Source organism: Dorea sp. AGR2135 (genome assembly GCF_000420885.1).
In the GTDB taxonomy this organism is placed as follows: Bacteria; Bacillota; Clostridia; order Lachnospirales; family Lachnospiraceae; genus Dorea; species Dorea formicigenerans.
Map to the genome: position 1 here is coordinate 1 of NZ_ATVU01000015.1, position 26,249 is coordinate 26,249.

Annotated in this window: 27 protein-coding genes, 1 tRNA gene, 1 pseudogene and 1 riboswitch; of the genes and pseudogenes, 1 reads left to right on the forward strand and 28 read right to left on the reverse strand. The window is 43.0% G+C overall.

Features of this window, described 5'->3' with window-relative positions; genetic code table 11:
• Window positions 1-64: 64 nt before the first annotated feature.
• The 16 genes and pseudogenes from G593_RS19480 to lepB (G593_RS0110345) all read right to left on the reverse strand — a co-directional run.
• Window positions 65-172, reverse strand: a pseudogene (locus G593_RS19480) (DUF3841 domain-containing protein); the annotation flags it as partial.
• Window positions 173-200: 28 nt separating this feature from the next.
• A complete protein-coding gene (locus G593_RS0110270; protein ID WP_005336170.1) occupies window positions 201-671 on the reverse strand; it encodes a hypothetical protein in 471 nt (156 codons plus the stop codon).
• Complete coding sequence (locus G593_RS0110275; protein WP_005336169.1) at window positions 668-1,129, reverse strand: DUF3990 domain-containing protein; 462 nt, start codon at window positions 1,127-1,129, stop codon at window positions 668-670. Before G593_RS0110275 ends, G593_RS0110270 begins: the two co-directional genes overlap by 4 nt.
• Window positions 1,130-1,283: 154 nt before the next feature.
• Window positions 1,284-2,444: a nitrogenase component 1 gene (locus G593_RS0110280; protein WP_029731632.1), complete on the reverse strand. Its 1,161-nt coding sequence runs from the start codon at window positions 2,442-2,444 to the stop codon at window positions 1,284-1,286.
• Window positions 2,441-3,859: a nitrogenase component 1 gene (locus G593_RS0110285; RefSeq protein WP_029731633.1), complete on the reverse strand. Its 1,419-nt coding sequence runs from the start codon at window positions 3,857-3,859 to the stop codon at window positions 2,441-2,443. Before G593_RS0110285 ends, G593_RS0110280 begins: the two co-directional genes overlap by 4 nt.
• Window positions 3,860-3,922: 63 nt before the next feature.
• Window positions 3,923-4,678, reverse strand: coding sequence for a nitrogenase iron protein NifH (locus G593_RS0110290; protein WP_005336164.1), 756 nt, complete (start codon window positions 4,676-4,678; stop codon window positions 3,923-3,925).
• Window positions 4,672-4,944, reverse strand: a complete 273-nt coding sequence (locus tag G593_RS0110295) for a TM1266 family iron-only hydrogenase system putative regulator (protein ID WP_005332971.1) — start codon at window positions 4,942-4,944, stop codon at window positions 4,672-4,674. The genes G593_RS0110290 and G593_RS0110295 overlap by 7 nt, the downstream gene beginning before the upstream one ends.
• 37 nt (window positions 4,945-4,981) lie before the next feature.
• The gene (gene hypE / locus G593_RS0110300) at window positions 4,982-6,001 is read right to left on the reverse strand and encodes a hydrogenase expression/formation protein HypE (RefSeq protein WP_029731634.1); all 1,020 of its coding nucleotides are present in this window, start codon (window positions 5,999-6,001) and stop codon (window positions 4,982-4,984) included.
• Between the two features lie 20 nt (window positions 6,002-6,021).
• A complete protein-coding gene (gene hypD, locus G593_RS0110305; protein ID WP_022279111.1) occupies window positions 6,022-7,080 on the reverse strand; it encodes a hydrogenase formation protein HypD in 1,059 nt (352 codons plus the stop codon).
• Entirely contained in the window at window positions 7,080-7,289 is a 210-nt protein-coding gene (locus tag G593_RS0110310; RefSeq protein ID WP_005336157.1) for a HypC/HybG/HupF family hydrogenase formation chaperone, read from the reverse strand. Before G593_RS0110310 ends, hypD begins: the two co-directional genes overlap by 1 nt.
• A gap of 48 nt (window positions 7,290-7,337) precedes the next feature.
• Window positions 7,338-9,734, reverse strand: coding sequence for a carbamoyltransferase HypF (gene hypF, locus G593_RS0110315; protein ID WP_029731636.1), 2,397 nt, complete (start codon window positions 9,732-9,734; stop codon window positions 7,338-7,340).
• Window positions 9,735-9,736: 2 nt separating this feature from the next.
• On the reverse strand, window positions 9,737-10,945 hold the full coding sequence (locus G593_RS0110320) for a nitrogenase component 1 (RefSeq protein WP_029731637.1): 1,209 nt from the start codon (window positions 10,943-10,945) through the stop codon (window positions 9,737-9,739).
• Window positions 10,945-12,267, reverse strand: coding sequence for a nitrogenase component 1 (locus G593_RS0110325; protein ID WP_196801967.1), 1,323 nt, complete (start codon window positions 12,265-12,267; stop codon window positions 10,945-10,947). Before G593_RS0110325 ends, G593_RS0110320 begins: the two co-directional genes overlap by 1 nt.
• A 4-nt stretch (window positions 12,268-12,271) precedes the next feature.
• On the reverse strand, window positions 12,272-13,027 hold the full coding sequence (locus tag G593_RS0110330; RefSeq protein ID WP_005336137.1) for a nucleotide-binding protein: 756 nt from the start codon (window positions 13,025-13,027) through the stop codon (window positions 12,272-12,274).
• Between the two features lie 310 nt (window positions 13,028-13,337).
• The gene (locus G593_RS0110340) at window positions 13,338-14,735 is read right to left on the reverse strand and encodes a uracil-xanthine permease family protein (protein ID WP_029731639.1); all 1,398 of its coding nucleotides are present in this window, start codon (window positions 14,733-14,735) and stop codon (window positions 13,338-13,340) included.
• Window positions 14,736-14,781: 46 nt separating this feature from the next.
• Window positions 14,782-15,342, reverse strand: a complete 561-nt coding sequence (gene lepB / locus G593_RS0110345; protein WP_005336132.1) for a signal peptidase I — start codon at window positions 15,340-15,342, stop codon at window positions 14,782-14,784.
• Window positions 15,343-15,594: 252 nt separating this feature from the next.
• Window positions 15,595-15,705, forward strand: a riboswitch (TPP riboswitch).
• 116 nt (window positions 15,706-15,821) lie between these two features.
• Here lepB (G593_RS0110345) and thiC point away from each other — a divergent pair.
• Window positions 15,822-17,132: a phosphomethylpyrimidine synthase ThiC gene (thiC, locus tag G593_RS0110350; protein WP_005336130.1), complete on the forward strand. Its 1,311-nt coding sequence runs from the start codon at window positions 15,822-15,824 to the stop codon at window positions 17,130-17,132.
• A 123-nt stretch (window positions 17,133-17,255) separates the two neighbouring features.
• Here the strand turns inward: thiC and G593_RS0110355 are convergent, their stop codons facing one another.
• From G593_RS0110355 to trmD, 12 genes are all read right to left on the reverse strand, one after another.
• The gene (locus tag G593_RS0110355) at window positions 17,256-18,074 is read right to left on the reverse strand and encodes a LytR/AlgR family response regulator transcription factor (RefSeq protein WP_029731640.1); all 819 of its coding nucleotides are present in this window, start codon (window positions 18,072-18,074) and stop codon (window positions 17,256-17,258) included.
• A complete protein-coding gene (locus G593_RS19485; protein WP_029731641.1) occupies window positions 18,052-19,419 on the reverse strand; it encodes a sensor histidine kinase in 1,368 nt (455 codons plus the stop codon). Before G593_RS19485 ends, G593_RS0110355 begins: the two co-directional genes overlap by 23 nt.
• A 117-nt stretch (window positions 19,420-19,536) precedes the next feature.
• Window positions 19,537-19,609 (reverse strand) — tRNA-Thr (locus G593_RS0110365).
• A gap of 119 nt (window positions 19,610-19,728) precedes the next feature.
• Complete coding sequence (locus G593_RS0110370; protein ID WP_005339340.1) at window positions 19,729-20,685, reverse strand: mechanosensitive ion channel family protein; 957 nt, start codon at window positions 20,683-20,685, stop codon at window positions 19,729-19,731.
• Window positions 20,686-20,736: 51 nt separating this feature from the next.
• Window positions 20,737-21,573, reverse strand: coding sequence for a peptidoglycan editing factor PgeF (gene pgeF, locus G593_RS0110375; RefSeq protein WP_029731643.1), 837 nt, complete (start codon window positions 21,571-21,573; stop codon window positions 20,737-20,739).
• Window positions 21,574-21,647: 74 nt separating this feature from the next.
• On the reverse strand, window positions 21,648-22,016 hold the full coding sequence (locus G593_RS0110380; RefSeq protein WP_005332992.1) for a YraN family protein: 369 nt from the start codon (window positions 22,014-22,016) through the stop codon (window positions 21,648-21,650).
• Complete coding sequence (locus G593_RS0110385) at window positions 22,009-22,668, reverse strand: ribonuclease HII (protein WP_022279103.1); 660 nt, start codon at window positions 22,666-22,668, stop codon at window positions 22,009-22,011. Before G593_RS0110385 ends, G593_RS0110380 begins: the two co-directional genes overlap by 8 nt.
• Entirely contained in the window at window positions 22,661-23,224 is a 564-nt protein-coding gene (gene lepB / locus G593_RS0110390; RefSeq protein ID WP_005339330.1) for a signal peptidase I, read from the reverse strand. Before lepB (G593_RS0110390) ends, G593_RS0110385 begins: the two co-directional genes overlap by 8 nt.
• A gap of 36 nt (window positions 23,225-23,260) precedes the next feature.
• Complete coding sequence (ylqF, locus tag G593_RS0110395) at window positions 23,261-24,115, reverse strand: ribosome biogenesis GTPase YlqF (RefSeq protein WP_029731645.1); 855 nt, start codon at window positions 24,113-24,115, stop codon at window positions 23,261-23,263.
• A gap of 4 nt (window positions 24,116-24,119) precedes the next feature.
• The gene (gene lepB, locus G593_RS0110400; protein ID WP_005339328.1) at window positions 24,120-24,827 is read right to left on the reverse strand and encodes a signal peptidase I; all 708 of its coding nucleotides are present in this window, start codon (window positions 24,825-24,827) and stop codon (window positions 24,120-24,122) included.
• A 76-nt stretch (window positions 24,828-24,903) separates the two neighbouring features.
• Entirely contained in the window at window positions 24,904-25,251 is a 348-nt protein-coding gene (gene rplS, locus G593_RS0110405) for a 50S ribosomal protein L19 (RefSeq protein WP_005333002.1), read from the reverse strand.
• Window positions 25,252-25,469: 218 nt separating this feature from the next.
• Entirely contained in the window at window positions 25,470-26,246 is a 777-nt protein-coding gene (gene trmD, locus G593_RS0110410) for a tRNA (guanosine(37)-N1)-methyltransferase TrmD (RefSeq protein WP_005339327.1), read from the reverse strand.
• Window positions 26,247-26,249: the final 3 nt, after the last annotated feature.

Genomic DNA, 26,249 nt, shown 5'->3' on the forward strand with positions numbered 1-26,249 from the left:
ATAATTTCTGATTTTTGGCTACCTTAACCCACCGTCTAAAGCCAGTGGGATTGCGGTAGCCTTATTTCAAATCCATACTGATATACTCCCGCTTCGCAATGTAACGACCGGTCGTCTCCAACTCTTTTAACACATTTTCATGCTGTTTAGTCCAGACGGTAATATTCGACATACGCTCCCTCCTTTTTACATACCTTCATTTAAAACCCACCGTTCTGATATGCTCTTGCGATCACATAAGATGGCTCATAAAATGCACTGCAGTTATAATTGTCAATCACATTACAGAGTTCATTATTGTAAACTCGAAGAATCCCATCTACATAATCTTCCCCAAGCTGTAATGTATCTATAATCAACCTCTTATAAACTTTTCCCATTTCCAAAGGTGTGGGGATAATCTCCGCCAGTTCTCTGTCAACATCCGTGATGTCATAATCACCTTCCTGAAGATGGTATTCTTCAATCCAATCATCTTCAACTTGCAGCGGATTTTCGCAGTGTAGTACATTTGCCACACTAATCAGATGTTTTAATGCATCTCTTCCAATTGTATTTACCACATATTTATTCTTCTGATGAAGCTTTCTCGCCACGCGCTCTATCATATAACAGATAAAATAGAGGTCGTTGTCTGTTATCTCTTCGTCTGGAAAATATATATTCATCATAACGTTTCACTCCTTTCAAAATGTAACGTCTTCAACGCGTCCTCTGTACAAAACACAATCTGATGTGTTGGATATTTAAACTTAATAAGTTCCCAGAACGCTGCCTTAGAAATCTTGCCGGACATATAGTCTTCTACATAATCCCAAATCTGATCGTCTGCCATAGGTCCTTCTACAATATCAAATGCATGCTCGATTCCTCTGCGGCAATTCACTACAAATTGCAGCCATTCTTCTGTTGTTGTCTCAAATTGAAGCACTTTTAAACTTTCATTTTCTGTATAAGAATAGCTATTGATAATGGATGCACCTTTTTTAGTCAATGCCCAACGCGTTGCCTGTCTTTTTATATTTGTACAATAAAATCCATACCCAAAATCTTTATAATATCCGTTAATCAAAATCTTAGGTTTTGATACTGTTACATTACTTCCATGAAATAAAATGTTATTCTTCACGAACCATGCTCCCCTGCTATAAATATTTTTTTGCAAAAAGCCTCATCTTATATGATAAGGCTTTTCTACTATACTACCTCTACTTAATAGTATAGCAATTTTTCTATTAATGACAACTTGTTTTTCTCAGACTTTTTCCATGTCTTCATTGATTTTAATACTTCCAGAAATCTTCGATTTTTTCCAGCTTTTTCTTGTAAATTCTTCCAGAAAATGCCAGATGTGGAAGTTCATAGAACTCACATTTTTTCGAACAGATCGGACGGTACAATGGATCTGCTGCTATGATATCTGCATCTTTTAAAGCTTCTTCCATGTCTTCCTCTCCAAGAACCTTCCGGCTTGTTCGAAACAATAAATCTTCCGTCTCCTGTAACGGGCATAATACATGAACTGATATTCCATATTTCTGTTCAATAGCCAGAGCCAGTGACTCTGTCGTGACCGGTTCACCGATCAGCATAACTTCTTTATCGTTTTTGCCGCTTCCCGGCTGCTCCTTATCCAAATTTTCTTCACGTAATCTTTTATATGGGTATCGTTCTTTCTTCTCCAATGCCTGTACGATTTCTTCTGTAAATGTTCCTACCGGCGTCCCAACTACATATGGCATTTTATATTCTTTTTCCAGATATTTTGCGGTGCGCAATCCCACGGAAGATACAACAAGATTTACTTCTGCTTCCAGTGCATGGCTCAATACTTCAAGATCATCTCCCATCGCCCAGGTTGATAACACCTTCCAGCCACATTTTTCCAGATTTTTTTTCATATATCCGGCACGGCTATATGCTCCAAAATCAAGTGGCGTGACACCAAGAAGATTAACCGTATGTGGCTGTATATTTTTCTCTTCGCAAACTGCCTTTGCAGACACAAACTGCCTTGCAATCTGCTCCAGAGCTAGTCCTGCACCATATACATAGTCGTGCATACCATTGGTCGGTACAGAAAATGTAGGAATCCCAAGTTCCTGTTCCAGCACTTCTGCCAGTGCCGGAAAATCCGTTCCGTTCATATATGGAATCGGCGATCCGGCAAGTGCAATAAACCTCGGTTTTAATTCCCGTGCTGCATCCATGATATCATTCAGGAACTTTTCATCATTTCCCATAATCGCATCGATTTCAGTAAGTCCCGAGATGTAGATCAGGCTGTCCTGGTCATACCAGCGGATCTCATCATGTGTATTATAAGTAGAATTACAGCCGGACGGATCATGCATCACTGTCATACCGCCCAGTTCATAAAGTGCAGAACAGACCCCCGACACATCCGCCGTGTAAATTGGTATCATTTTGTATGTCTGTCTCATATGCAGCTTTCGCACCCCCATCCTTTTCGCACAACCAGATCCTCCACTTCTTTTTCTTCTTCGTAAGCCCGGATCATAAGTTCTGCCATTTTCCGGATTCCATCAAATCCATACCACCCTGCACCTTCAACTACATTCACAAAATATGGGCTCTGGGTGAACCATGCTGCTTTTTGTCCCAGTGCCAGCATTTTTCCTTCATGATTTCTTGGAAGCACGCGCATCTTTGGCTGAATGGTCGCGCGAAGCTCCAGTTTTGGCGCATGTTTGCTAAGCCAGTAAAATTCCTGTTCTTCCTCCGGGCTTACACCATCCAGATAAACAGCTTCCACACAAAATCCATGTTCTAAAAGATATTTTGCCAGTCCAAGCGGTCTCGGATGCATGAGATAGTCGATGACGATTGGTGTATCTCCAACAACTTCTCTTACTTTTTTAATAGTTTCTTCGCAAGCTTCAACCTCTTTTTCGTAATAGGATTCTTTTTGTGCATCTATCAACACATTTAATGTCTCTATCTGTTCTTCAGACGTCTGAATTATCTTAGATACCAGTGTCTTTTCCAGTATCTCTGCCAGTCTTTCCATCTGCTGCTTTATCTCTTCATAATCAAAACTTGCCGGCATATAAATGTGTTCTCGTCCCAGTCTTTTTGCCAGCGTCTGCGCCCCGTATTTTGCTGTCGGATAGATAGAAAGAAATATATTTGCTTCACCAAGTTTCTCATACTTGTTCCATGTATCACAAGTCGTAATCTCTCTGAGTTCACAGCCACATTTTTTCAAGAATCGTTTGATGTCAGAAGTTTCGTCCAATGGGAAATTATGTCCAAGCAACGTGACGATATGTGGATCTGCTTTTTGCACTTTTAATGGATCATACATTGCTTTTCGCAGTTTCTGATCTGGTGTCAGACCAGTTTTTTGCATGATCGGATCCATATAACAGCGTACAAATGCAATTCCCGGGAAACGCCTGTCAAGTTCCTCATAGACCATCTTAAGATCACAGCCAAGAAAATGATGGAGGCACACGGTAAACAAGAGCACTGCTTTTGGTTTTCGTTCCAGTTTCTTTAATACATCTGTGACGCCTTCAATTGTGATATTCTCCAGATTCCCGTTCAACAGATCGTCTTCTTCGATGATCACGTATGAAAAACGATCTGCCGCATTCATCTCGGCCGCCGTCAATACAACACCACGCATACAGTTATCTGCACAGACATATATCTGAATGGTCTCCGGCATCAACATTCCGGTGTGTACAATATTCCAGTTTCCATGAACCGGAGAGTTAAACTCCAATCCCGGATGAAATGGTGCCGGATAGGACGCATCTTTTATTCTGATCATGGCTCCTTCCGGGGTTACATGGTTTTTCTCCATTTCCGTCTGTCCTACTCGTTTTAACATAAATTCCCTCTCTAAATTCTTTCCCACTACATTTCACATTTTGTTCAAAAATGCCCCGGCAGCTTAGTTCTTACATATCGCCAGAACCGCCTCACTCAGAGCACGGTATTCATCTGCCATCTCACTGTCAGGATAACACTCCATCAACGTTTTTTTCTGCTCTTCAGCTGACATTACAAGCTCGCTTCTGGAGAGGTACCCAATAGTACCACTATGGAAATCTTCTGCCAGTTCCTGCACTTTTTCTTCTTCTCTTGGCACATTTCTCCGATTCAGAATAAATCCGCCAAGTTTTGCATATCCGCGATTCTGGAAGCGTTCCAGCGCCATTGCAATGTTCGCTCCGGCATGAATGGACATATTTTCTCCCGAAGTTACAACAAATACATAGTCTGCATACCCACTCCGCATAGGCATGGAAAATCCGCCACACACTACATCGCCAAGTACATCGTAAAGGACTACGTCCGGTTTGTAGACTTCATATGCTCCGGTCTCTTTTAGTTTCTCCAGTGCAGTGATAATTCCGCGTCCTGCACAGCCAAGTCCCGGGGTCGGTCCTCCTGACTCCACACAGACAACTCCTTTGTATCCGATTCTTGTAATCTCTTTCAAAGTCACATTGCCTTTTTTCTCATTATAGATATCCAATACTGCCGGCATAGGTTCTCCATCGCGCAAGGCAATCGTAGAATCTGCCTTTGGATCACAGCCAATCTGCATAACTGATAATCCTTTTTCAGCCAGTGCGACCGCCATATTGGATACTGTCGTAGATTTTCCGATACCGCCTTTGCCATAAACTGCAATTTTTAACATGATAATTCCTCCGGTTTGGTGATGACATTGGAGTAAGCAGTCTTTGCCGACACTCCCTTAAGACGCCCTATTTTTCCAGAAAGCGCACTGATCACATCCTGCGGTGCATCAATCGCAATACTGATAATATGGATTCCTTTTTGACGGTACGGGATTCCCATTCTTCCAATAATATATTTTCCAGACTCATGCAGATATTGATTCAACTGCTCCGTCGCCTCCGGGTTTTCTACAATAATAGAAATCACTGCTACTCTTGTTTCCATACTTTCTCTCCCTGCTCTTATTCTAAGTAATCTGATCTTAGCAGATTCTCGGCAATAATTCTCCGCCTGGCTGTGGCAATAATGCCTGGGTTCCAATCTCCGTCATCATTACGACTTTTCCCGGCTGTTCTTCTGTAATTTCACCAATAATAGCAGCATTTTCTGAATATGGGCACTGACGCAATGTCTCCACAATCTTCGCTGCTTCTTCCTTCGGTGCAATGATGACCATAGTTCCTTCACATGCAAGATACAATGGTTCCAGTCCCAACATGCCACAGACACCCCTTACTTCCGGCTGAACCGGAATATTGGCGCTGTCAAGCTGTACGCCTACCTGGCTCTGCTTCGCAATTTCATATAATACAGTTCCCACGCCGCCACGTGTCGCATCACGAATAACATGCAGATCGTGTGTCCTGTTCATCACTGCTTCCACCGTCTTCCAAAGGGGTGCACAATCACTCTTGATATCGGCCTCAATTCCCAAATCTTCTCTCTCAAGCAGGATTGTACAGCCATGGCGTCCGATATCTCCTGTTACAATAACCGCATCACCGGGTTTCGCAAGCTCGCCGCCGACTTTAACTCCATCTTCAATCTGTCCCATTCCTGTTGTTGTGATAAATACTCCGTCCACCTGCCCTTTTCCGGCTACCTTTGTGTCACCGGACACGATGTGAACACCTGCTTCTTTGGCTGTTTTTCCCATTGCTGACGCAATTTCTTCCAGTTTGTCCATTGGAAATCCTTCCTCAATGACAAATGCACAGGTCAGATACAGTGGCTTTGCTCCCATACACGCCAGATCATTGACTGTTCCGCAGATAGACAGTTTTCCGATATTTCCTCCTGGGAAAAATGCAGGTGATACGATAAATCCATCGGTAGACACTGCCATTTTTCCAACTGGCGGATTTAACACAGCCGCATCATCCGCAGTCAGATCCGGATTTGCAAAATGTGCCGCAAATATGTTATCGATTAATTCTGATGTCTGACGTCCTCCGGCACCGTGTGCCATGGTGACTGTCTGATCTTTTATTCCATTATTCATAATATATCACTCCCAGCTTTTTATTTCATTTTCTCTGCTTCGCCGTACATATAGTACGCGGAACATGCACCTTCTCCTGACACCATGCATGCGCCAACCGGATGCTGTGGTGTACAGACCTTACCAAATACCTTACAATCAGAAGGTTTACATTTTCCCTGAAGAACATCTCCGCACCGGCATGCAGGATTTGCTTTTCCCTGAATCGGCGGAATCTTGTATTTCTTCCGTGCGTCAAACGCGCTCCATTCCTCTTGAAGTCTCATTCCTGAACCTTTGATTACGCCAAGTCCTCTCCATTCACTATCACAAGGTTCCATCATCTCTTCTACCAGCTTCTGCGCCTGTGGGCTTCCATTCTCTGTTACTACACGCGGATAACAATTTACAAAAAATGGCCTGCCTTCCTGAAACCGTGCCAGTGCCACTGCCAGCGCTGTCAAAAGTTCTTTTGCTGTAAATCCTGCTACCACACCGCTGACTCCTTCTTTTGCCAGTTCTTCACACAGCTTCGTCCCGGTGATCGCATTAACATGTCCCGGATACAGGAAAATGTCTGCGCTTCCCTTCAATGCTTCATATGCCTGCGGCATCGTTTTATTCGCTGTCAGAATCGAGTAGTTCGTCAAGCCCTCTTCCCTTGCTTTTTTCACAGAAAGACAAGCAGACGGAGTGGTGGTCTCAAATCCGACTGAAAGGAATGTAACCTGCTCCTTTGGATGTTCTTTGGCATACTCCTTCGCATCTACTGGAGAATAGACAATACGGATTTTCGCACCCTTTTCTCTTGCCCCGGCAAGACTCATATTCGTTCCCGGTACACGTACCAGATCACCAAATGTACAGATTGTCACTTGCCTTTCCAGTGCCAGATAAATTGCTTCGTCAATGAATCCGACCTGTGTTACACAGACCGGACACCCCGGTCCCGAAATCAGTTCCACCTGTTCTGGCAAAAGTTTCCGGATTCCAAGTCTGAAAATCTCATGTGTATGGGTTCCGCACACTTCCATGATCCGCACCGGAGGACCATCATAGCCTTCGATGATCTCTCTGGCTGTTTTCTTTTTTTCTTCCATTATAATAAATCCTCCATGAGCTGATCTGTCTCACTTTCATCTTCATCCGTAATCTTCGCGATTGCAACTCCTGCATGTACCATTACATAATCTCCCGGCTCCAGTTCATCCAGAAGTTCCGCAGAAACCTCCCTCTTTGCTCCATCAGCATCTACCACTGCCATGCCTTCATTTATTCGCACTACCTTTGCTGATAATCCAACACACATGCTCTTAACCTCCCATAATCTATTCTTTTTATCTTTCAAGATCTGTTTTTACTTTACATTTTTACTATCTGTCTGCTTCTTTTTATTCAGATATGCCATGCCGTAAACTGCCTGGCCAAGCCCGATACCGCCATCATTTGGTGGAATCAGATGATGCCGCAATACCTGGAACTTTCGATTTAAAAGTTCCTTTTCCACGAGTTCCAGCAATAGACGGTTCTGAAATACGCCGCCACTTAACGCCACCTGATTACATTTCTTCTGCGTTCGTACATTTTCGCAGGCAGCGCAGATCTCCATTGCAAGCAACTGATGAAATATATACGCAAGCTTTCCGACATCTTCCCCTTGTCTTCTGCCCTCGATCATCTGCCAGACAATTGCATTCGTCTGCAAGAAAATATGTTCATGCTCCTTAACATCTGTATGCTTACCATTCTTAGCATTTGGGGCATTCTTGACATTCTCGGCATTTTTGGCATTTTTGGTATTTTCCTTATTCTTTGCCTCATGTTCTTTCTGCCATGCCTCTGCTGCGAATTCCAGTGCCATGGACGCTTCCCCTTCAAATGTAGAGCTTTTTTGAATCCCCAGGATCGCACTTACTGCGTCAAACAGCCTTCCTGCACTTGTAGACTCAATTGCATTCAAATGTCGCTGTGCCATAGTAAGAATCACATTTGCTTCTGGTTCGGTACATAATTCCAATTCTTTTATGATATTTTTTGCGTTTTCTTTCTCCCTCACAAGTCCACCAATGATGGAGACTGCAATACGAAATCCTTCCTGGGAAGCAATGTCTCCGCCTACATGCCAGAATGACTCAATACTGCCTATTCGTTTGAAATGTTCATAATCTGCGTACAGAATCTCACCGCCCCAGATAGTACCATCCGTTCCATATCCGGTTCCATCAAAGGAAACGCCAATAACTGGACCTGCGCAGTCATTTTCCGCCATACAGGATAAAACGTGCGCATAATGATGCTGCACTTGTATCATTGGCAGCTCCATTTCATGCGCCACCATTGTGGAATTGTACTTCGGATGCAGATCTGCCACTACAAGCTCTGGCTCTACTTCCAGCAAAGCAGTCAGTCGCGTGATCGTCTCCTGAAGCGCTTTCACCGTCCGAAGATCTTCCAGATCTCCTACATACGGCGCCGGATAAAACCGGTCATCATGTCCAATACAACATGCATTTTTCAATTCTCCGCCCACAGCAAGTACCTGCCCTTGCCACGCTTTTGAAAGCATATATGGGAGTGGTGCATACCCCCGGCTTCTTCGGATCATATACGGTTCTTCCCGGTAAAAATCCATCACGGAATCGTCTGCACGGATACGGATCTTCCGGTCATGAGAAAGTATGCAGTCGCATAAATGTGACAGTTCCTCTTTTGCTTCCCGGTCATCTCTGCAAATTGGTGCACCGGAAATATTTCCACTGGTCATCACGAGAAAATCCGGCATCTGAATGCCGTCATCATACTGAAATAACAATAGTTGAACCGGTGCATAAGGAAGCATGATCCCCACCTTCGGATTAAAAGGAGCTACCGATTTTGCAAGTTTGCTTACGCCTTCTTTTTTATCCAGCAACAGTATCGGTTTTTGATGCCCGGTCAGTATCTTTTCCTGTTCTTCGCTAAGTTCACATACACGGCGCACCGCCTCTTCGTTACGTGCCATCACTGCAAATGGTTTGACCGGACGTTTTTTTCTTGTCCGCAAAAGTTCCACGGCTGATTCCTTTGTCGCATCACAGCACAAATGAAACCCACCGATTCCTTTGACTGCCACAATTTTGCCTTCCGCGATTACGCGTCTGGCGTAAGTAACCGCGTCTCGTCCTCGTTCGCTTCTTTCTGCCAGATACACCTGTGGTCCACAATTATTGCAGCAAACAGGCTGTGCGTCAAATCTGCGGTCCTCTGGATCATGGTATTCGTGTGCACAGTCCTGGCACATTGGAAATTCTTTCATACTGGTACGTTCCCGGTCATACGGAAGTGCATCTAAAATAGTCAGTCTCGGTCCGCAGCATGTACAGTTAATAAATGGATGCAGATACCGTCTGTTCCCCGGCTGATACATCTCTTCCTTGCACTCTTCGCAGATTGCAATATCCGGAGAGACAAAGATTTCCCCTTTCGTCTTTTCGCTCTCAACAATCTGAAAATCTTTATAAATTTCCGGATTTTCAACGTCTTCTATATTCATCTTCAAGATTGCTGCACGTTTCGGAGACTGTTCACGGATCATGGTCACAAATCTATCCACCTGTGCTTCTGGCGCCTGTGCGAAAATCTCTACATAAGGACCTTTGTTACTGACGCTCCCATGGATATTACAAGTCGTTGCGTGACGGCTTACGGTTGGACGAAAACCGACTCCCTGAACAATTCCGTAGACACGGATTCGTCTGGTCACTGTTTCTTTCATCTCTACGCCTCCCGCTTTTTCATTTCCTCAAGCAATTTTCCTGACACGGCAAAATGTGTGGCATCTATAAAAATTCTTTTTCTTTCCGTCTCATGTGCATCTGCCACATAACCTGTTCCAGCCATTTTATAAGCATCTTCAGTCATGCGTTTCATCATCGGATCTGCAAAAACAATGTCGTAATCCTCTTTCTTGATAAGCTCCATATAATCATCTTCTTCTCGAAGTGAAATGTCACCTTCTTCGGAGAGTTCCTGCTTCATCATGAACCAGCTTGCTACCGTAATAACTGCATTGTTATCAACAGCTGGATCCCCATTTACTTTCTGGCATCTTCGTCTGATTTCTGCACGCATTGCATTTCCAATAACCTGCTGATGCACGATCAGAATTTTCTTTCTCCGATAATCCATATCCGGAACCAGCTCTTCTACAATTGGGTAAGTGACCTCATAAGGTGTGCCAAATGTTTTTTCCAGATATTTCGCAGCTGCCAGAGCCGCCGTGGAAACTACAATATTTTTTTCAACCTCTCCTGCTGTTCGATGATTATCAAGACCATCCGTGCTCCGGCAGACATTTTCTCCCATGCAGTAGCAGATTGCTTCTTTTCCTTCTTTTTCCTGGTAATATTCTCGAATCTTCTTTGGTGCCTGAAGGTCACTTATGTCCTGCGGCGTTAATCCAAGAACTCCGATCTTTCCCTGTTTTTTCTCAATATCCAGATTCGGCTTAGCTCTTTCACTTGCCTCATCAATCATTTTCTTTTCTGCAAATGTCCGGAAAAGCTCCAGCCATGCTTTTTCTTCGCCCACATCATATAATTCCATACCATCTGTATCAATGGTAATAACAGGCATATTTAATTTTTTCTCACACATTCTTCCAAGTGCCTTGTAATCCGTTCCGATTACTGCCGGAACCGGTGTCCCGATGATTGCTACAAACTTTACATCGAGCTTTGAAGCTGCATTCACCAGCTTCTCCACCAGACGGTCATCTCGTCCGAGAATTGCGTCCATATCACGCAGTCCCGCACTGAACAAGGCACTTTTTTGTTCAAACCAGCGCGGCTCATCAAAACCACATACATTTCCTGTACATCCGCCGGCGTCACAGATTACGATCAGTCCCCCAAGTTCATATAACACGGACACCGCACCAGACTGATCCGGTGCAAATGGTGTCAGATATTTTCTAAGTCCTCTCACTATACTACCTCCAGTAATTGTTCGAATAATCTTCTCACTCCTGCATATCCATATGGCTGTTCTTCCCCGTTCCACATGACATATGGACAATCCGGATGATAATAACAGGCATCTTTTCCGATTGCCAGATTCACATCGCTTTTCGCCGGGTCATAATAAATCATCGTTGGTTCCATATTGGAAAATACTTTCGTCTCTGGACTTATTTTTGCCAGAGAACGAATGTATGTGAAGTTCTCCACCGTGATTGTCCCGTAAATTTCCGGTACAGAAAATCCGTAACGTATCAAGGCTAATGATAGTTCAAATGGATCAGCGTTCAGGCATTCTCCGATTGCAAAAGAAGCATCCGGACACTTCTGCCGGAATTTTTCCAGTGCATCTTCTGCCTGCTTTTTATATTTTTCATCATAAAATGCAACACCGAGTGCATTACCAAGTGCATGATACTGGTTTTCAATCTTGTCTATCTGATAGAGTCTTCGAAGCTCGATAAATGGAATTTGAAGCCGGTTGTGAAAATCTTCTGCTGCAAATCTTGCTTCGTGGTGCAGTACCAGATTGAAATTTGCTTCTGACATAGTCTGATATTCCATATAATCCTTACATCTGGAAATCTCATGAATCGTCTTCACTCCCGCACTGTGCAGCAGATCATAAATCTCACAGTCATCCACAAGCGGCGAGAAAAATCCCAAAAGATTGACTACATTGCCTTTCTTTTTTCCCGGCTCAAGCAGTGAATATAAGGACTGCCTTACATGTACCATCGGTGGTTTTCGGCCTTCTCTTGTAAGTGCATACATATAACAAGGTCTGACCGGAATCTCTACCCGTTCTTCCGCCTTTTTGCACACCCGCTCCATATCCGTTCCAAGAAGGGCATCCACACAGGTAATGCAGATCATAACGACCGACGGTTTTTTCGGACAGACACTGCAGATCTCCTCTACTGCTTTTGGAATTTTTTTCAAATGTCTTCCTGTCACAATATCGGTCTCGTCCATCATCAGATAATAAAACCGGTCATTATATTCTTTCATAGAACTGATCAGTGAAGTATTCCTTCCACAACACCCCGGAGCTACGATCAACATAATGGAATCTGGTACCGCAAGACCGGCACGCTTCACGCCAAAGCCTTCTGCCCCCGGTGAATTGAATGCCAGTGTAGCCGGCGAACTGTAGATCAGATGCTTATGTGACTGAAACTGTGTCGGAATCTGTTCCAGGCCAAGCCTGCTCAGTTCCTTCGTTGTACAGAAAAATGCTTCTTTTTCCACTTTCTGGTTTTCTACTTTCATCTTCGTAATTCCCACCATGTCCTTACTCCTCGCTTTCCAGTAATTTTTTTGCAAGGTCATAGAATCTTCCACTGATCTCTGACTCTGAATTTCCTTCAATCACCGTCTGCCCCTGATCTTCGTAACGGATGATTTCATTGCTTCTTGGAATCTCTCCCACGATTGGAATTCCGCTTTCCTTAGAAAATGCCTGCACTTTTTGCACCTCATTTTCCACGTTTCTGTGATTCAGCACAATGCCAAACACCCGTGCATAGCTTCGGTCTTCAAAATTACGAACTGCGCTGGAAATGTTATTAGCCGCATACAACGCCATCTTTTCTCCGGACGTTACAATCAATACTTTTTCTGCATAGCCTTCCCGGATCGGTGCTGCAAAGCCGCCACACACAACATCTCCGAGAACATCGTAGAGCACTACATCCGGCTTGTATGTCTCAAAAAGTCTCAAATCTTCCAGAAGCTGGAATGTTGCAATAATACCTCTGCCAGCACATCCCAGTCCCGGCGTCGGGCCGCCTGTCTCTATACAGAGTACGCCGCCAAATCCTTCCTTTGAAATATCTTCTAATTTCTCCGGTTCCTCGTCTTCCTCCCGCATATAGTTCATGACCGGACGAAGAGGCTTTCCTTCCAGCAGATTAATTGTAGAATCTGCTTTCGGGTCACAGCCTATCTGAATGACTCTTTTCCCCATTGTAGCAAATGCTGCCGCCAGATTCGAAGTTACTGTGGATTTCCCAATTCCACCTTTTCCGTAAATCGCTACCTTTAACATGTCTTTCTCCCAATTTTCCCCAACGAAAAGGACCTTTCTCCTTCCGGAAAAAAGTCCTTATATCTGCCACTAAAGTAGTATTCACCCTGAGAAATCTGTACAGATGCGATTTCTGCATGATGGATTCTTGTACAAGTAAGATGCACTTTCCCCAACTGCATCTTCCCTGTGTCTGATATATTCGACTATTCCCGCTCGGATCACCTTGCCGTCAGAGTCTTTTTTAATTATTTTCTTTTAAATTATCTTTGTTTATTATAACCTGCCAAACTACTTTTGGTCAACATATGCTATTTTATTCACAAAATTATTATTTCTTTTTCGGCAAAAACAAACTCAACAGCAGAGATACCACGAACACACCTGCCACTGCATTTCCATTGAAGATATCTCCCACCTCATGTGGAAATGCACTGAAGAAGTTGCCGGATGTCTGTGTCAGTCCTACACCGATTGCAAATGCCAGTGATACAATGACCATCGTCCGGTCATCGAACTCACATTCTTTGAGCATCTTGATTCCTTCATACATAATAGACCCGAACATCATAACTGTACAGCCACCAAGAACTGCCTGTGGCAGGGAATTAAAAAATGCTCCCAGCGGCGGGAAAAGTGATGACAAAATCAAAATAAATGCTCCCATCAAAATCGCAAACCGGTTGATGACCTGCGTCATCGTTACAAGTCCCACATTCTGGCTGAAAGAAGTCAACGGCAGACATCCAAAACAGCCGGAAAGTGCACTGGAGAATCCATCTACAGCAAGTGACCCCTGCAATTCTTCCATCTTGATCTCGCGATCCAAAGCACCGGTACATACGGCGCTTGTTGCACCAGTTGTCTCTGCCGCAGATACAAGAAATACAATAGCAATTGTCAAAAATGCTCCCAGATCAAAGATTGGTTTATGGCTGGTCAGAAAGACCAGCTTCGGCAGACTGAAGACTCCAACTTCTTGTACAGTCTTTGTAATTCCGGAAAAGTCTACCATCGGCGCAATGCCTGCAACTGTAAAAATGATCGCCAACAGATATCCAAGAATCAATCCCACCAGGACATTCAAATTCTTATATACCCCTTTCAGTAAATATCTGGCTACCAGGCATACAATCAGGGTAAATGCTCCAACAACCAGATGATACCATGCGCCAAAATCAGCAGCTCCGCTTCCGCCGCCCCAGGAATCCATACCTACGGACAATAACGAAAGTCCGATTGCGATAACTACACACGCGGATACGACCGGTGTCAGGAAGCGCTTCCAGTATCTGGCACTAAGCCCCACCAGTCCTTCGAAAATACCTCCTAAAATAACAGCACCAACCATCCCTTCATATCCAAGTTCCGGATTGGTACAGATTACTAACAGACTTCCAAGAAACGTAAAGCTGACTCCCATAACTATCGGAAGCCCCGACCCGATCTTCCACACCGGATATAACTGCATACATGTTCCGATACCTGCCACGAACATCGCACATTGTAAAAGCTGGGTGATCTCTGCAGAAGTCAAGTGTTCCCCTGTTCCTCTTACAAGCGCGGCACTGCAAACGATCAGCACCGGCGCCAGGTTTGATACAAACATAGCCAGTACGTGCTGCAGCCCGAATGGAATTGCTTTTTTCAGTGGCACTCTTCCGTTCAGCCGGTAAATATTCTCCGTGCTGACATCTGCCACTTTTTCTTCTTTGTTTGTTGTACTCATTGTTTTATCCCTCTCAAATCCTTTTTCTTACTTTTATTAGTCCGGTCTACTCAACCTTCCCAATCTCACTGAACGGCCAGTAGCGGAAAACGGCCTTTGCAAGAATCGCATCTTTTTCTACGAAATGATTCTTCCAGTACCTGGAATCCAAACTGTTATTACGATTATCCCCCATCATAAAATAGCAGTTTTGTGGAACTTCATATGGTCCGAAATCTCCGATCGGTACTTCGTTGCAGAAACTATCATCCAATGGCTTCTCTGATCCATCTATGTACACTTTTCCGTCTTTCACTTCCACAGTCTCCCCAGGCAGACCAATGACTCTTTTTATAAATATCTTAGATGGATCATCCGGATATTTAAAAATGACGATATCAAACCTCTGCGGATCTTTTGATTTATATGCAAGCCGGCTGCCGATGATCCGGTCTCCCTTCATAATTGTTGTCTGCATAGATTCAGACGGAATCACCGCATTGATATAGACCAGTTTATTTAGTGCAAACACGACCAGAAAAATGATAAGAAATGTCTTGGCATAATCCCATATCGTTGCAAGTACCCCTTCTTTTTCCGGTTCATGTTTCCCTTTCTTTCCACTCATATATATATCTTCCCTTCTACTTGAACATTCTCTTTTCAAAACATCATGTGTGATAGCTCACAAGATGTTTCTATTCTACCACACATTGCCCTATGCAGGAAACTAATTTCTATTTCTATTTTTCAATGCTTCCAGTTATGGCAAAAATGGCAAAAATCACATTTTCATCTTGCTTTTACGTTTTTTCAGGTCTATAATAACTGGTAAATCGGAACGCCCCATACAATACATATCATTCTATGGGCATTCCGCAAATTACATGCGGGGAGCTGGTGAAAACCGGCTGAGAGGAAGCGTAATTCCGCTTCGACCCATAACCTGATTTGGATAATGCCAACGTAGGGAACATATCTTAACGCGATAATTAAGGAAGATGCTCTACGCATCTTCTTTTTTTATACAAGCGATACATTGGGGACACCACCTTGTACCGCTATAGAAAAACTCAGACAAAAAATGAAAATGGAGGCAAAATGAACATGAGAAACTACACTACACAAATGGATGCAGCCAGAAAAGGAATTCTCACGCCTGAAATCAAGACCGTCGCTCAAAAAGAGCATATGTCCACTGACGAGATGATGAAGCTCGTTGCTGAAGGCAAGGTTGCAATCTGTGCCAACAAAAACCACACATGTCTGAATCCGGAAGGCGTCGGCAGTATGCTTCGCACGAAGATCAACGTAAATCTCGGAGTCTCTAGAGACTGTAAAGATTACGATATCGAAATGCAGAAAGTGATGAGTGCTGTAAATCTCGGAGCAGAGGCCATTATGGATTTATCCAGCCACGGCAACACTCAGCCTTTCCGGCAGAAGCTGACACACGAATGTCCGGCAATGATCGGAACTGTTCCGGTCTATGACAGCGTCATCCACTATCAGAGAGATCTTGCTACTCTGACTGCACAGGATTTCGTCGATGTAGTACGTCTTCACGCTGAGGACGGTGTGGACTTTGTAACACTGCACTGTGGAATCACCCGCAAAACTATTGAACAGATCAAAAAACACAAACGTAAAATGAATATCGTAAGCCGCGGAGGAAGTCTTGTATTTGCATGGATGTGCATGACCGGAGAAGAAAATCCGTTCTATGAACATTTCGACGAGATTCTGGATATCTGTGAAGAATACGATGTTACCATCTCCCTTGGTGATGCATGCCGCCCGGGATGTCTGGCCGATGCCACAGACGTATGCCAGATTGAAGAGCTTGTACGCCTCGGCGAACTGACAAAACGTGCATGGGCACATAATGTACAGGTCATGGTCGAAGGTCCTGGACATGTACCACTTGACCAGGTCGCAGCCAATATGAAAGTTCAGCAAAGCATCTGTATGGGCGCTCCATTCTACACACTTGGACCACTCGTCACAGATATTGCTCCTGGATATGACCATATTACTGCTGCCATTGGAGGCGCAGTTGCTGCCATGAACGGTGCTGCTTTCCTTTGCTACGTAACACCTGCCGAGCATCTGGCACTGCCAAATGTCGACGATGTAAAACAAGGCATCATCGCTTCTAAGATTGCCGCCCACGCCGCTGACATTGCCAAAGGTATCCCTGGTGCAAGAGATATTGATGATAAAATGGCGGATGCACGCCAGAAACTGGACTGGGAAGCACAGTACGCCTGTGCTCTTGACCCGGATACTGCAAGAGCGATCCGCGACAGCCGCCGTCCGGAGGATGACCACAGTGATACATGCAGTATGTGTGGCAAATTCTGTGCCGTACGAAGCATGAACAAAGCACTTGCCGGCGAATACATCGATATTTTATAATTCACCTGCCACTTATAGCAGGAATCTTCTCAGGAGATAGAATACATAAGAAAAAGGAATACACAGAAAAAGCTTCCAGATACAAATACATTTCATCTGGAAGCTTTTTCTCTAAAAACCGTTTTATTTATTTTCCTTTTTCCATCTCTTATGAATGTCATTCAGATACTTTTTATTGTACGCAGCCCATTCGTACTGTGACATATACTCCCCTTTATATGCATTCATAATCTCTGCATCTTTTTTATTGAATTTGTAATAGTCACAGTCGATCATCTCCGGAACAATGGCAATATTATTGTAGCTTTTCTCTATTACGTCTTCTGCTTCCAGCTCCTTCAACGTCTGTTGCAGTGATGACAAAATCTTCTGAATATACCACTGTTGTTTTTTATCATAGGGTTCATTTTCAAATAAAACTGCTGCCAGTTCCTTCACTGAGCAGGAAGAACCGTTGCGATCCACCAAATATGCCATTACCTCTTTCGCCTTCGATCTGCTGAAATGTGCCGGCTTTCCAGTTCTGTCATATACTTCAAAATTGCCAAAGCACTGAAATTTCAGTCTTGGTTCATTTTCAGCCGGCAATGGATAGCGAAGATCTTCCGTCTCTTTTCTGATTTTCCCAGCCGTTACTGGTTTTTCAATATAACCGCTGGCATGTATTGCCATTGCGTCTTTTGTGTACTCATCATATCCTGTAACAAAGATAATATTAATGTCCGGAATAATTTCTTTTAACTGTTTTGCCACATCGATGCCGCTCACACCACGCATACAGATATCTAAAAATGCGATTTTGCATCTCGTCTCCTTTGCAAACTCCAGTAATCTGGACGGTTTGCTAAATGGGTAAATATTTGCTTTCGGGCATACCTCCCGGACAGCTTCGCACGTCATCTCCAATGCCAATGGTTCATCATCTGCTATTATAATGTTCATGATTGTCCCCTTTCGGTAAATTAATTCGTATTTTAGTTCCTTTTCCCTTCTCACTGTAAATATCTACAGTTCCATTGCACATCTTTTGAAACCGGATTCTTGCGTTACGGACTCCTATGTGCTGTCTTCCATCACTTTGCTCTTCCATCTTTGATATATCAAACCCGACTCCGTCATCTATGATGCAAAGTTCAATCTGTTCTTCATTCTCTCTTGTCGTAATTCGAACAGCTCCCCCATCTTCTTTCTGTCCAACTCCCCAGTTTATTGCATTCTCAACAAAGGGCTGCACAGATAACATTGGCACTTTAAAATCAGTTTTCTGCAGATCATATTCTACATGCAGATCATCTCCAAATCGAAGCTGTTCCAGATATAAATATATTTTAACATATTTTAGTTCTTCTTCAAATGGAATTGATTCTTTTTTGTCAATTGCGTTTATATGATTGCGCCAGTAATCCGCAAAATTGATGATTGCCTTCTTCGCTTCTTTTGGATTTTTGCTGCAAAGCTGCGCCAGTGCTGTCAGCGAATTATATAGGAAATGTGGCTGGATCTGGGCAATCATCATTTGCATCTGATTCATGGACAATTCATGTTCCTGCTGTATCAGAATCTTTTCCTGTTCTACGATTCGATCATACTGTGCCATATGGACACTAATGCAAATATAGATCAGCGCCAGCGTTGTCGCCAGATTAAATGTGGTTGATTTCCAAAGCATTTGTGCCGGAATCGATGCAATCGGTATCAATCCGTACATAAGAAGGCTTAACACATCATGTCTGACAAGTGCTTTCCTGTGTTTTAACAAAATCACAATGTTTCCACACATCACAATAATACAATAAAACTGACACAGCCAATAAATCGAACCTTGTGTATAATCCCCCTGTGTGTCCAGATAATAAAACTTCCCACTGATATCACTGGAGATCCATAATATGATTGCAATCACTGTTGACAGCATGACCAGATACACGTAAGTATTTCCAATCTTCTCGTGTTGATAGATTGTCTCTTTTACATAATAGGTATAGACCATACATTCCAGAGAGAGACAGGTAAATGTCAGATTCAACATAAATAGAAGCCACACTTCATTCTTTCCGAAATCCATAGCGGTCCAGCTCAGTACATCTGCCGTAAGTACGATCATGTGAATCACAAGCCAGATGATCAGAATATAATCTAATGTATTCCTCTTTGCTTCCTTCGATGTAACATGTTTGATTCCACGTTGCATTTTAATCTTTGCAATACATGCAAACAGCAATACGAATGTAACTAATGCTGCAAAACTTTCCAAAGCGGTATTGGCAAAAGCTATTTCATCCGACATAAAAATCCCTCCATTTTTATTATCCGTATAATTTTTATGTATCATTTGACATCTTGTAATAAGAAAAGGATCCTTCTTTCTCGAAGAACCCTTATATGCACATCTATATAAAAAAGAAGCTGGAAATCGGACTTGAACCGACGACCCCTTCATTACGAGTGAAGTGCTCTACCAACTGAGCTATTCCAGCAAATGTTGTGATTGACGTACGACAACCACAACTACTATTATATCGAATCTTCTCAGATTTGCAAGAACTTTTTTAGTTTCTGAAGCATTTCTGAAGCATTTTTTACTTCTTGCTTCTTATCAGTTCTCTTTTCCCATCTGGACAGTCAGATGCGGATATGCCATCTCAATCTCATTCTCATCCAGTTTCAGTTTGATTTCTTCCAGAATCCTCCATCTTGCATTCCAGTAATCTTCATTCTTCACCCATGCACGGGCACCAATGACTACCGAACTTTCTGCAAGTTCATGGACAAATACCAGAATTTCTTCATTCTTGATGGTCGCATCGTCCTGTCTGATAATCTCCTCAATGACCGCCTTTGCTTTTCGCAAGTCCGCTTCATAAGCAATATCTACTTTCAGATCCAGCTTTCGCTCCGCCTTAGCCGTTGCATTCGTCAGACTGTTATTGGTCAGCATTCCATTTGGGATCACAATCGTTTTATTATCAACGGTCGATAATTTTGTATAAAAAATCTGAATTTCCTTTACCGTCCCTTCGTTGTGGTTTGTATCCTCAATAATATAATCTCCCACTTCAAATGGTTTCAGAAGCAGAATCAATACTCCGCCTGCAAAATTAGAAAGGCTTCCCTGCAGAGCAAGACCGATTGCTACACCGCCAGAAGCAATAATCGCTGCCACTGAAGTTGTATCAACTCCTAATTTTGCTGCAATCATAAAAATCAACAGAAAATATAAAGAAAATTTCAAAACAGAGTCTACGAACTGCTCTACTCCTTTATCTGCACTGGACCTTGCCAGCGATTTTCTCACAATTTTCCGTATAAATTGGATCAGAACACGCCCGATCATAAATACTGCAATTGCGATCAGCACTTTCACTCCAAATCCGATCAGGTCTGAAAGATGCTCCTGCAGATACTGCGTTGCCTGATTCATCTCATTCACTGCATCCTGCGTTGCATCTGTCACTCCTTTTGTCGCATCTGCCACCCCTTGTGACACATCCCCTGAATCCACTTTTAAGGATGTCCCCTGTGTGGTTGCCAATTTTAACAACATGCTATTCATATTATTGTCTCCTGCTTTACTTTCTAGTTTACATTTTCATATCCAGTCTCTCTATTTCTTCAGGGCAAGAAATGCACTCAATGTTCCGCGTTCATTTCCTGTTGTTCTGTGTGAGAACAAAATATCCGGGTTGCAGTGTGTACATACATTGGTCACTGCAATATGCTCCGGAAGAATTCCTGATTCTAAAAAAACAGACTCATTTGCCTTCCATAAATTCAACTGATATTTTCCATTTTCTTTCTGATAAAAAATTTCAGGCCAGAGATTTTCGTCATAATTCTCACAGAATTTTTTAATAACATCTTCACTGACTTCATAACAATCCTGACAGATAGACGGTCCTACCGCTCCTAAAATATCTGCCGGATCACAACCAAACTCTTCCTCCATCTTTTCCACAGTTACTTTTCCAATCTTTCCAACTGTTCCTCTCCATCCAGAATGGCTCAGTCCAATGACTTTCTTCACCGGATCCACAAAATAAAGTGGTACACAATCTGCATAAGAAGTTACAAGACAGATTCCCGGCACGTCCGTAATCATTCCGTCTGTCTCAGGAAAGGACTGTCCCCTCTCCCTGGCGTACACGCGCTTTACATTCGTCGTATGTGTCTGCTGCGTATAAGTAAAATCTGCCACTTCTACGCCGATTGCCTGCGCAATCAGTTCACGATTCTTTTTCACCGCCTCCGGATTATCTCCTCTTGTCAGGCTGATGTTCATAGAACTGAAGCACCCGGTACTGACTCCACCCAGTCTGGTAGAAAATCCGTGGTTAACGATTCCTGTATTTTCCAAAAGCGGATAGGACAGATACGGCACACCGCCGCGCTGCCGCTCTACAAATATCTGCTCATTATTCTTATATTTTAATCCAAGACTCATATATTTCTCCTAACTTCATCTGTCCATACTTCGTTGCTGCATTTACATATCTTCAAATCCAAAAGCTACATTAACTACATCAGTGTAAATGCATCTTTATATAGCGTGATTTCTTCCTGACCCTCAGCTCCGGCTATGGCAACCACGTCGAATCTGCATGGTACGTCATCGTTCCCCTGCTTCATCAGAAAATGCATGGCACATTTTGCGATAGTCTGTTGTTTACGGGCATCGACCGCCTCTGCCGGATAGCCGCTTACACCCGTAGTTCTGTATTTCACTTCTACAAATACAAGGTATTCTCCGTCTCTTGCAATCAGATCGATCTCTCCCAGCCTGCAGCGATAATTATATGTCACGATCTTGTATCCCAAAGATTCAAGATAAGCACCTGCTTTCCTTTCATAGCCGGTGCCTGTCCTGCGATTATTCTTCTTATACATAATTATGTATGAAAGATCTTCTGTGGATCGGTGTCGGTCCCAGTTCTTTTAACCCTGCAATATGCGCTTTCGTTCCATATCCTTTATTACTTTCAAAATCATACCCCGGCAGTACCTTGTCATATTCCACCATCAGCCGGTCTCTCGTCACTTTTGCAATAATACTCGCTGCCGCGATAGAAATGCTTTTCGCGTCACCTTTGATGATCGGCACCTGCAAAATGTCTACCTGTGGAATCGTCACTGCATCATTTAACAAAATGTCCGGACGCACTTTCAAATTATCAATTGCCATACGCATTGCTTCATAAGTGGCCTGCAAAATATTAATTTCATCAATTCTCGCAGGACTTGCCATACCAATCCCCGTTGCTACCGCGCGGTTCATGATCTCGTCATACAGCATTTCACGCTTTTTTTCGGACAGCTTTTTTGAATCATTCAGATACAGGATCATATCATCTTTGGGCAGAATCACAGCTCCTGCCACGACCGGACCTGCCAACGGTCCTCGTCCGACCTCATCAATCCCGCAAATGTACGGATAATCCTTGTATTCTTCTTCAAATGTGCTCATTGCTTTTGTTCTTGCAATCTCTTTTTCCAGACGTTCCTGCTGTTTTTTCAGCTTTTCTTCTTCCCGCTTATTCATGCCTGATCACTCCCATCTTGTCAAATGGATAGATACGCACCCACGCTTTTCCCATGATCGTATCTTTCTTCACTTCTCCTACACTCGGGTCACGGCTGTCCTGACTGTGATTCCGGTTATCGCCAAGTACAAAATATTCATCTTCTCCAAGGGTAATTGGCTGCGATGCCGCCATCGGATCGTCCATCCGTTCATTTCCATAAATGTCTGATTCCAAGCGGCTGCCATTGATATAGACATAACCGTCTACTACCTGTACCGTCTCTCCCGGCAACCCGATAATACGTTTTATATAGTAAGTATTTTCCTCATACTGATATGGAAATACAATAATATCAAAACGTTTCGGATCTTGGAACCGGTAAGACAGCTTGTCCACCAGAAGCTGATCTCCATCGCTTAGGGTCGTCTCCATGGATGACCCGCTGACACTTGTTCTTTGTCCCACATAAGTAATGATGACATATGTTAAGACAAGAATGACTATAATATAAAAAATCCACCCTAATATCTCTCTTATAATTCCCGGCTCTCTCCTTCTTCGTCTTCTTGACATAGAAAGTAAGTTCCCCTTTCTGATTTCTATTTACCTTTACGCTTCTTCTGTCTGTGGATACTCAAGCGTAAGTCGTCCAAGCTTTCCTTCCCGGAAATCATCCATCAAAAGCATGGCTGCCTTCTCCGTATCCAGTTCATTTCCACGGACAAGGCAATGTCTGCTTTCTGCAATACGCCCAAGCATTACATATGGGTCTTGGGCAGATGTAATGGTATACTTATTCTCCAGTACACCCGGATAATTTGCTGCCAGAAAACGGATCAGCTCTGCTGCCAGCTCTTCTGTCTGTAACACCTCATCCTTAATCGAACCGATCAGCGCAAGCCGCAATCCTACTGTCTGATCTTCGAATTTTGGCCAAAGAATTCCCGGTGTATCCAGAAGCTCTACCTGTTTGTTCAGGCGGATCCATTGTTTTCCTTTCGTTACACCTGGCTTGTTACCGGTTTTAGCGGCTGCTTTTCCGGCAAGTGAATTAATAAATGTAGACTTTCCTACATTCGGAATTCCAACGACCATGGCACGAACCGGACGGTTCAGAATCCCACGCTTTCTGTCGCGCTCGATTTTCGCCTTACATGCCTCCTGGATCACGCTTTGTACGGATTTTACTCCGCCACCTTTTCTTGAATTCACTTTCACAACATGGAATCCTTTTTTCTTAAAATATTCGGTCCATGCCTCATTCCATCTTTCCTCTGCCAGATCTGATTTATTCAAAATGATCAGTCTCGCTTTATTCTTACCAAGCTCATCAATATCCGGATTCCTGCTGGATAACGGAACCCTGGCATCTACAAGCTCAATGATCAGATCAATCAATTTAATATTTTCCTGCATCATACGCTTTGCTTTTGTCATATGACCCGGATACCACTGAAAATGCATATTTCTACTCCTTTACAAATCCAAAGTGTGTTTTTGGCGAGATGACAAACCAGGCTTTTCCGTAAATGTAGCTGTATTTCACATTTCCTACATTGGCATTACGGCTGTCTTCACTGTTCTGCCTGTCGTCACCAAGAACAAAATATTCATCACTGCCTAATTTTATCTTTTCATTTACAATGCCTACATCATCAATCTTGGAAGTCTCATAATCTTCTTGCAGCTTTTCACCATTGATGTAGACTGAATTTTCGATAATCTCCACGCTCTCTCCTGGAAGAGCAATGATCCGCTTAATATAATAATGGGAATTTTCATTTCCCTTTGGTTTAAATATAATGACATCGCCACGCTTCGGCTTGCTTGCATTATACACAATCCGGTTGGCGAGCACAATATCCCCGTTTTCAAGAACCGGCTTCATCGAATCTCCGACAACACTCACACGCTGTCCGAAATACCATACACACACAAATGCGATCAGTATTGTCAATGCAATCTGAAAAATCCACTTTCCAATAACTGGGATTAAAGACCAGTCTATGCTTCTTAACAGCTTTACAACTTTTTTCTTTGTCGGCTGCTGCATTCTCTTCTGCTGTCTTAAAAGTTTTCTTCTCTTAGCTTCCCGCTGTTTCCGGCGTTTCTTTGCCGCCCTTTTTCTGGCATTCTCTCTGCCCGTAAAATTACCCCTTATCGAACTTTTTTTCATAGATTTATCCCTATATCAGAAAAAGGACAATTACATGTATGTAGTTGTCCTTTTTTACTCTGTTCTCTTCGTTTAATTATTTTACCAGCTCTTTAACTTTAGCTTTCTTACCAACGCGGTCTCTTAAGTAGTTAAGTTTAGCTCTTCTAACTTTACCTCTTCTTACTACTTCAACCTTCTCTACGTTAGGTGAGTGAACTGGCCATGTCTTCTCAACGCCGATTCCATTAGATGTCTTTCTAACTGTAAATGTCTCTCTTGAACCGCCACCCTGTCTCTTAAGAACAGTTCCTTCAAAAATCTGAATTCTCTCACGGTTACCCTCTTTAATCTTACCGTAAACCTTTACAGTATCTCCAACTCTGAATTCTGGAGCCTGCTCTTTTAACTGAGCTGCCTCAATATTCTTAATAATATCGTTCATCTGTGTGACCTCCTTGTTTAATTGGACGTTCTTAATACAAAATGTACCAGAGGACCATCTCGTTTTTCTTCACAACATGCTATATTTTATCACAAACTTCTTTATGTTGCAAGAAGTTTTTAATTTTATTTTTTCATTTTATTTTTTTATTTATTTTTCCGGCAATCCTTTCAATGTTTTTAATCTTTCCAGATTGTAAATTGAAAGTTTTCTAAATTCTACTGTCCTGTAGCTTCAAGCATAATTTCTTTCGCCAGCTTCTGCTCTTCTTTTGTCAGTTTGGCTTTTTCAATCAGATCCGGACGGTTCTTTGCTGTGCGGATCACAGACTGCTCTCTGCGCCATTTTTCTATATTCGCATGATGACCGGACAAAAGTATGGCTGGCACCTGCTTATCATGCCAGATCTCCGGTCTGGAATACTGTGGGTACTCAAGAAGATTATCCTGAAAACTCTCGAATTCTGCGGACACATCATTATGCAGAACCCCCGGCACCAGTCTGGAAATCGCATCGATCATAATCATAGCCGGAAGCTCTCCGCCAGTCAGGACATAGTCTCCAATCGACACATAGTCTGTGACAACTTCATTTAATACCCGTTCATCAATTCCTTCATAATGTCCGCACAAAAATACCAGATCTTCTTCCTGGGCAAATTCCTCTGCCATCGTCTGGTTAAATGTCTTTCCCTGTGGAGACAGATAAATCACACGCGGGCTTTTCCTGGTACCCGGATTGCTTAGCAAAGCTTTCGCTTCTATTTTCTTTTTCACAGCCTCATAGCACTGATACACAGGCTCTGCCTGCATCAGCATACCTGCTCCCCCACCATAAGGATAATCATCTACGCTGTTGTGTTTGTTAAATGCATAGTCTCTGATATTTACCGCTTCTATATCCAAAAGTCCTTTTTCCATGGCACGTCCGATAATACTTGTATTCAGACCGTCCATCACCATGTCCGGAAATAATGTCATAATATAAAACTGCATGAT

Coding starts and splice junctions, on each gene's coding strand:
- G593_RS0110270 (WP_005336170.1), bottom strand. CDS start 671: ATGATGAATATATATTTTCCAGACGAAGAGATAACAGACAACGACCTC.
- G593_RS0110280 (WP_029731632.1), bottom strand. CDS start 2,444: ATGAGACAGACATACAAAATGATACCAATTTACACGGCGGATGTGTCG.
- G593_RS0110285 (WP_029731633.1), bottom strand. CDS start 3,859: ATGTTAAAACGAGTAGGACAGACGGAAATGGAGAAAAACCATGTAACC.
- G593_RS0110290 (WP_005336164.1), bottom strand. CDS start 4,678: ATGTTAAAAATTGCAGTTTATGGCAAAGGCGGTATCGGAAAATCTACG.
- G593_RS0110295 (WP_005332971.1), bottom strand. CDS start 4,944: ATGGAAACAAGAGTAGCAGTGATTTCTATTATTGTAGAAAACCCGGAG.
- hypE (WP_029731634.1), bottom strand. CDS start 6,001: ATGAATAATGGAATAAAAGATCAGACAGTCACCATGGCACACGGTGCC.
- hypD (WP_022279111.1), bottom strand. CDS start 7,080: ATGGAAGAAAAAAAGAAAACAGCCAGAGAGATCATCGAAGGCTATGAT.
- G593_RS0110310 (WP_005336157.1), bottom strand. CDS start 7,289: ATGTGTGTTGGATTATCAGCAAAGGTAGTGCGAATAAATGAAGGCATG.
- hypF (WP_029731636.1), bottom strand. CDS start 9,734: ATGAAAGAAACAGTGACCAGACGAATCCGTGTCTACGGAATTGTTCAG.
- G593_RS0110325 (WP_196801967.1), bottom strand. CDS start 12,267: ATGGTGGGAATTACGAAGATGAAAGTAGAAAACCAGAAAGTGGAAAAA.
- G593_RS0110330 (WP_005336137.1), bottom strand. CDS start 13,027: ATGTTAAAGGTAGCGATTTACGGAAAAGGTGGAATTGGGAAATCCACA.
- G593_RS0110340 (WP_029731639.1), bottom strand. CDS start 14,735: ATGAGTACAACAAACAAAGAAGAAAAAGTGGCAGATGTCAGCACGGAG.
- lepB (WP_005336132.1), bottom strand. CDS start 15,342: ATGAGTGGAAAGAAAGGGAAACATGAACCGGAAAAAGAAGGGGTACTT.
- thiC (WP_005336130.1), top strand. CDS start 15,822: ATGAGAAACTACACTACACAAATGGATGCAGCCAGAAAAGGAATTCTC.
- G593_RS0110355 (WP_029731640.1), bottom strand. CDS start 18,074: ATGAACATTATAATAGCAGATGATGAACCATTGGCATTGGAGATGACG.
- G593_RS19485 (WP_029731641.1), bottom strand. CDS start 19,419: ATGTCGGATGAAATAGCTTTTGCCAATACCGCTTTGGAAAGTTTTGCA.
- G593_RS0110370 (WP_005339340.1), bottom strand. CDS start 20,685: ATGAATAGCATGTTGTTAAAATTGGCAACCACACAGGGGACATCCTTA.
- pgeF (WP_029731643.1), bottom strand. CDS start 21,573: ATGAGTCTTGGATTAAAATATAAGAATAATGAGCAGATATTTGTAGAG.
- G593_RS0110380 (WP_005332992.1), bottom strand. CDS start 22,016: ATGTATAAGAAGAATAATCGCAGGACAGGCACCGGCTATGAAAGGAAA.
- G593_RS0110385 (WP_022279103.1), bottom strand. CDS start 22,668: ATGAATAAGCGGGAAGAAGAAAAGCTGAAAAAACAGCAGGAACGTCTG.
- lepB (WP_005339330.1), bottom strand. CDS start 23,224: ATGTCAAGAAGACGAAGAAGGAGAGAGCCGGGAATTATAAGAGAGATA.
- ylqF (WP_029731645.1), bottom strand. CDS start 24,115: ATGCATTTTCAGTGGTATCCGGGTCATATGACAAAAGCAAAGCGTATG.
- lepB (WP_005339328.1), bottom strand. CDS start 24,827: ATGAAAAAAAGTTCGATAAGGGGTAATTTTACGGGCAGAGAGAATGCC.
- rplS (WP_005333002.1), bottom strand. CDS start 25,251: ATGAACGATATTATTAAGAATATTGAGGCAGCTCAGTTAAAAGAGCAG.
- trmD (WP_005339327.1), bottom strand. CDS start 26,246: ATGCAGTTTTATATTATGACATTATTTCCGGACATGGTGATGGACGGT.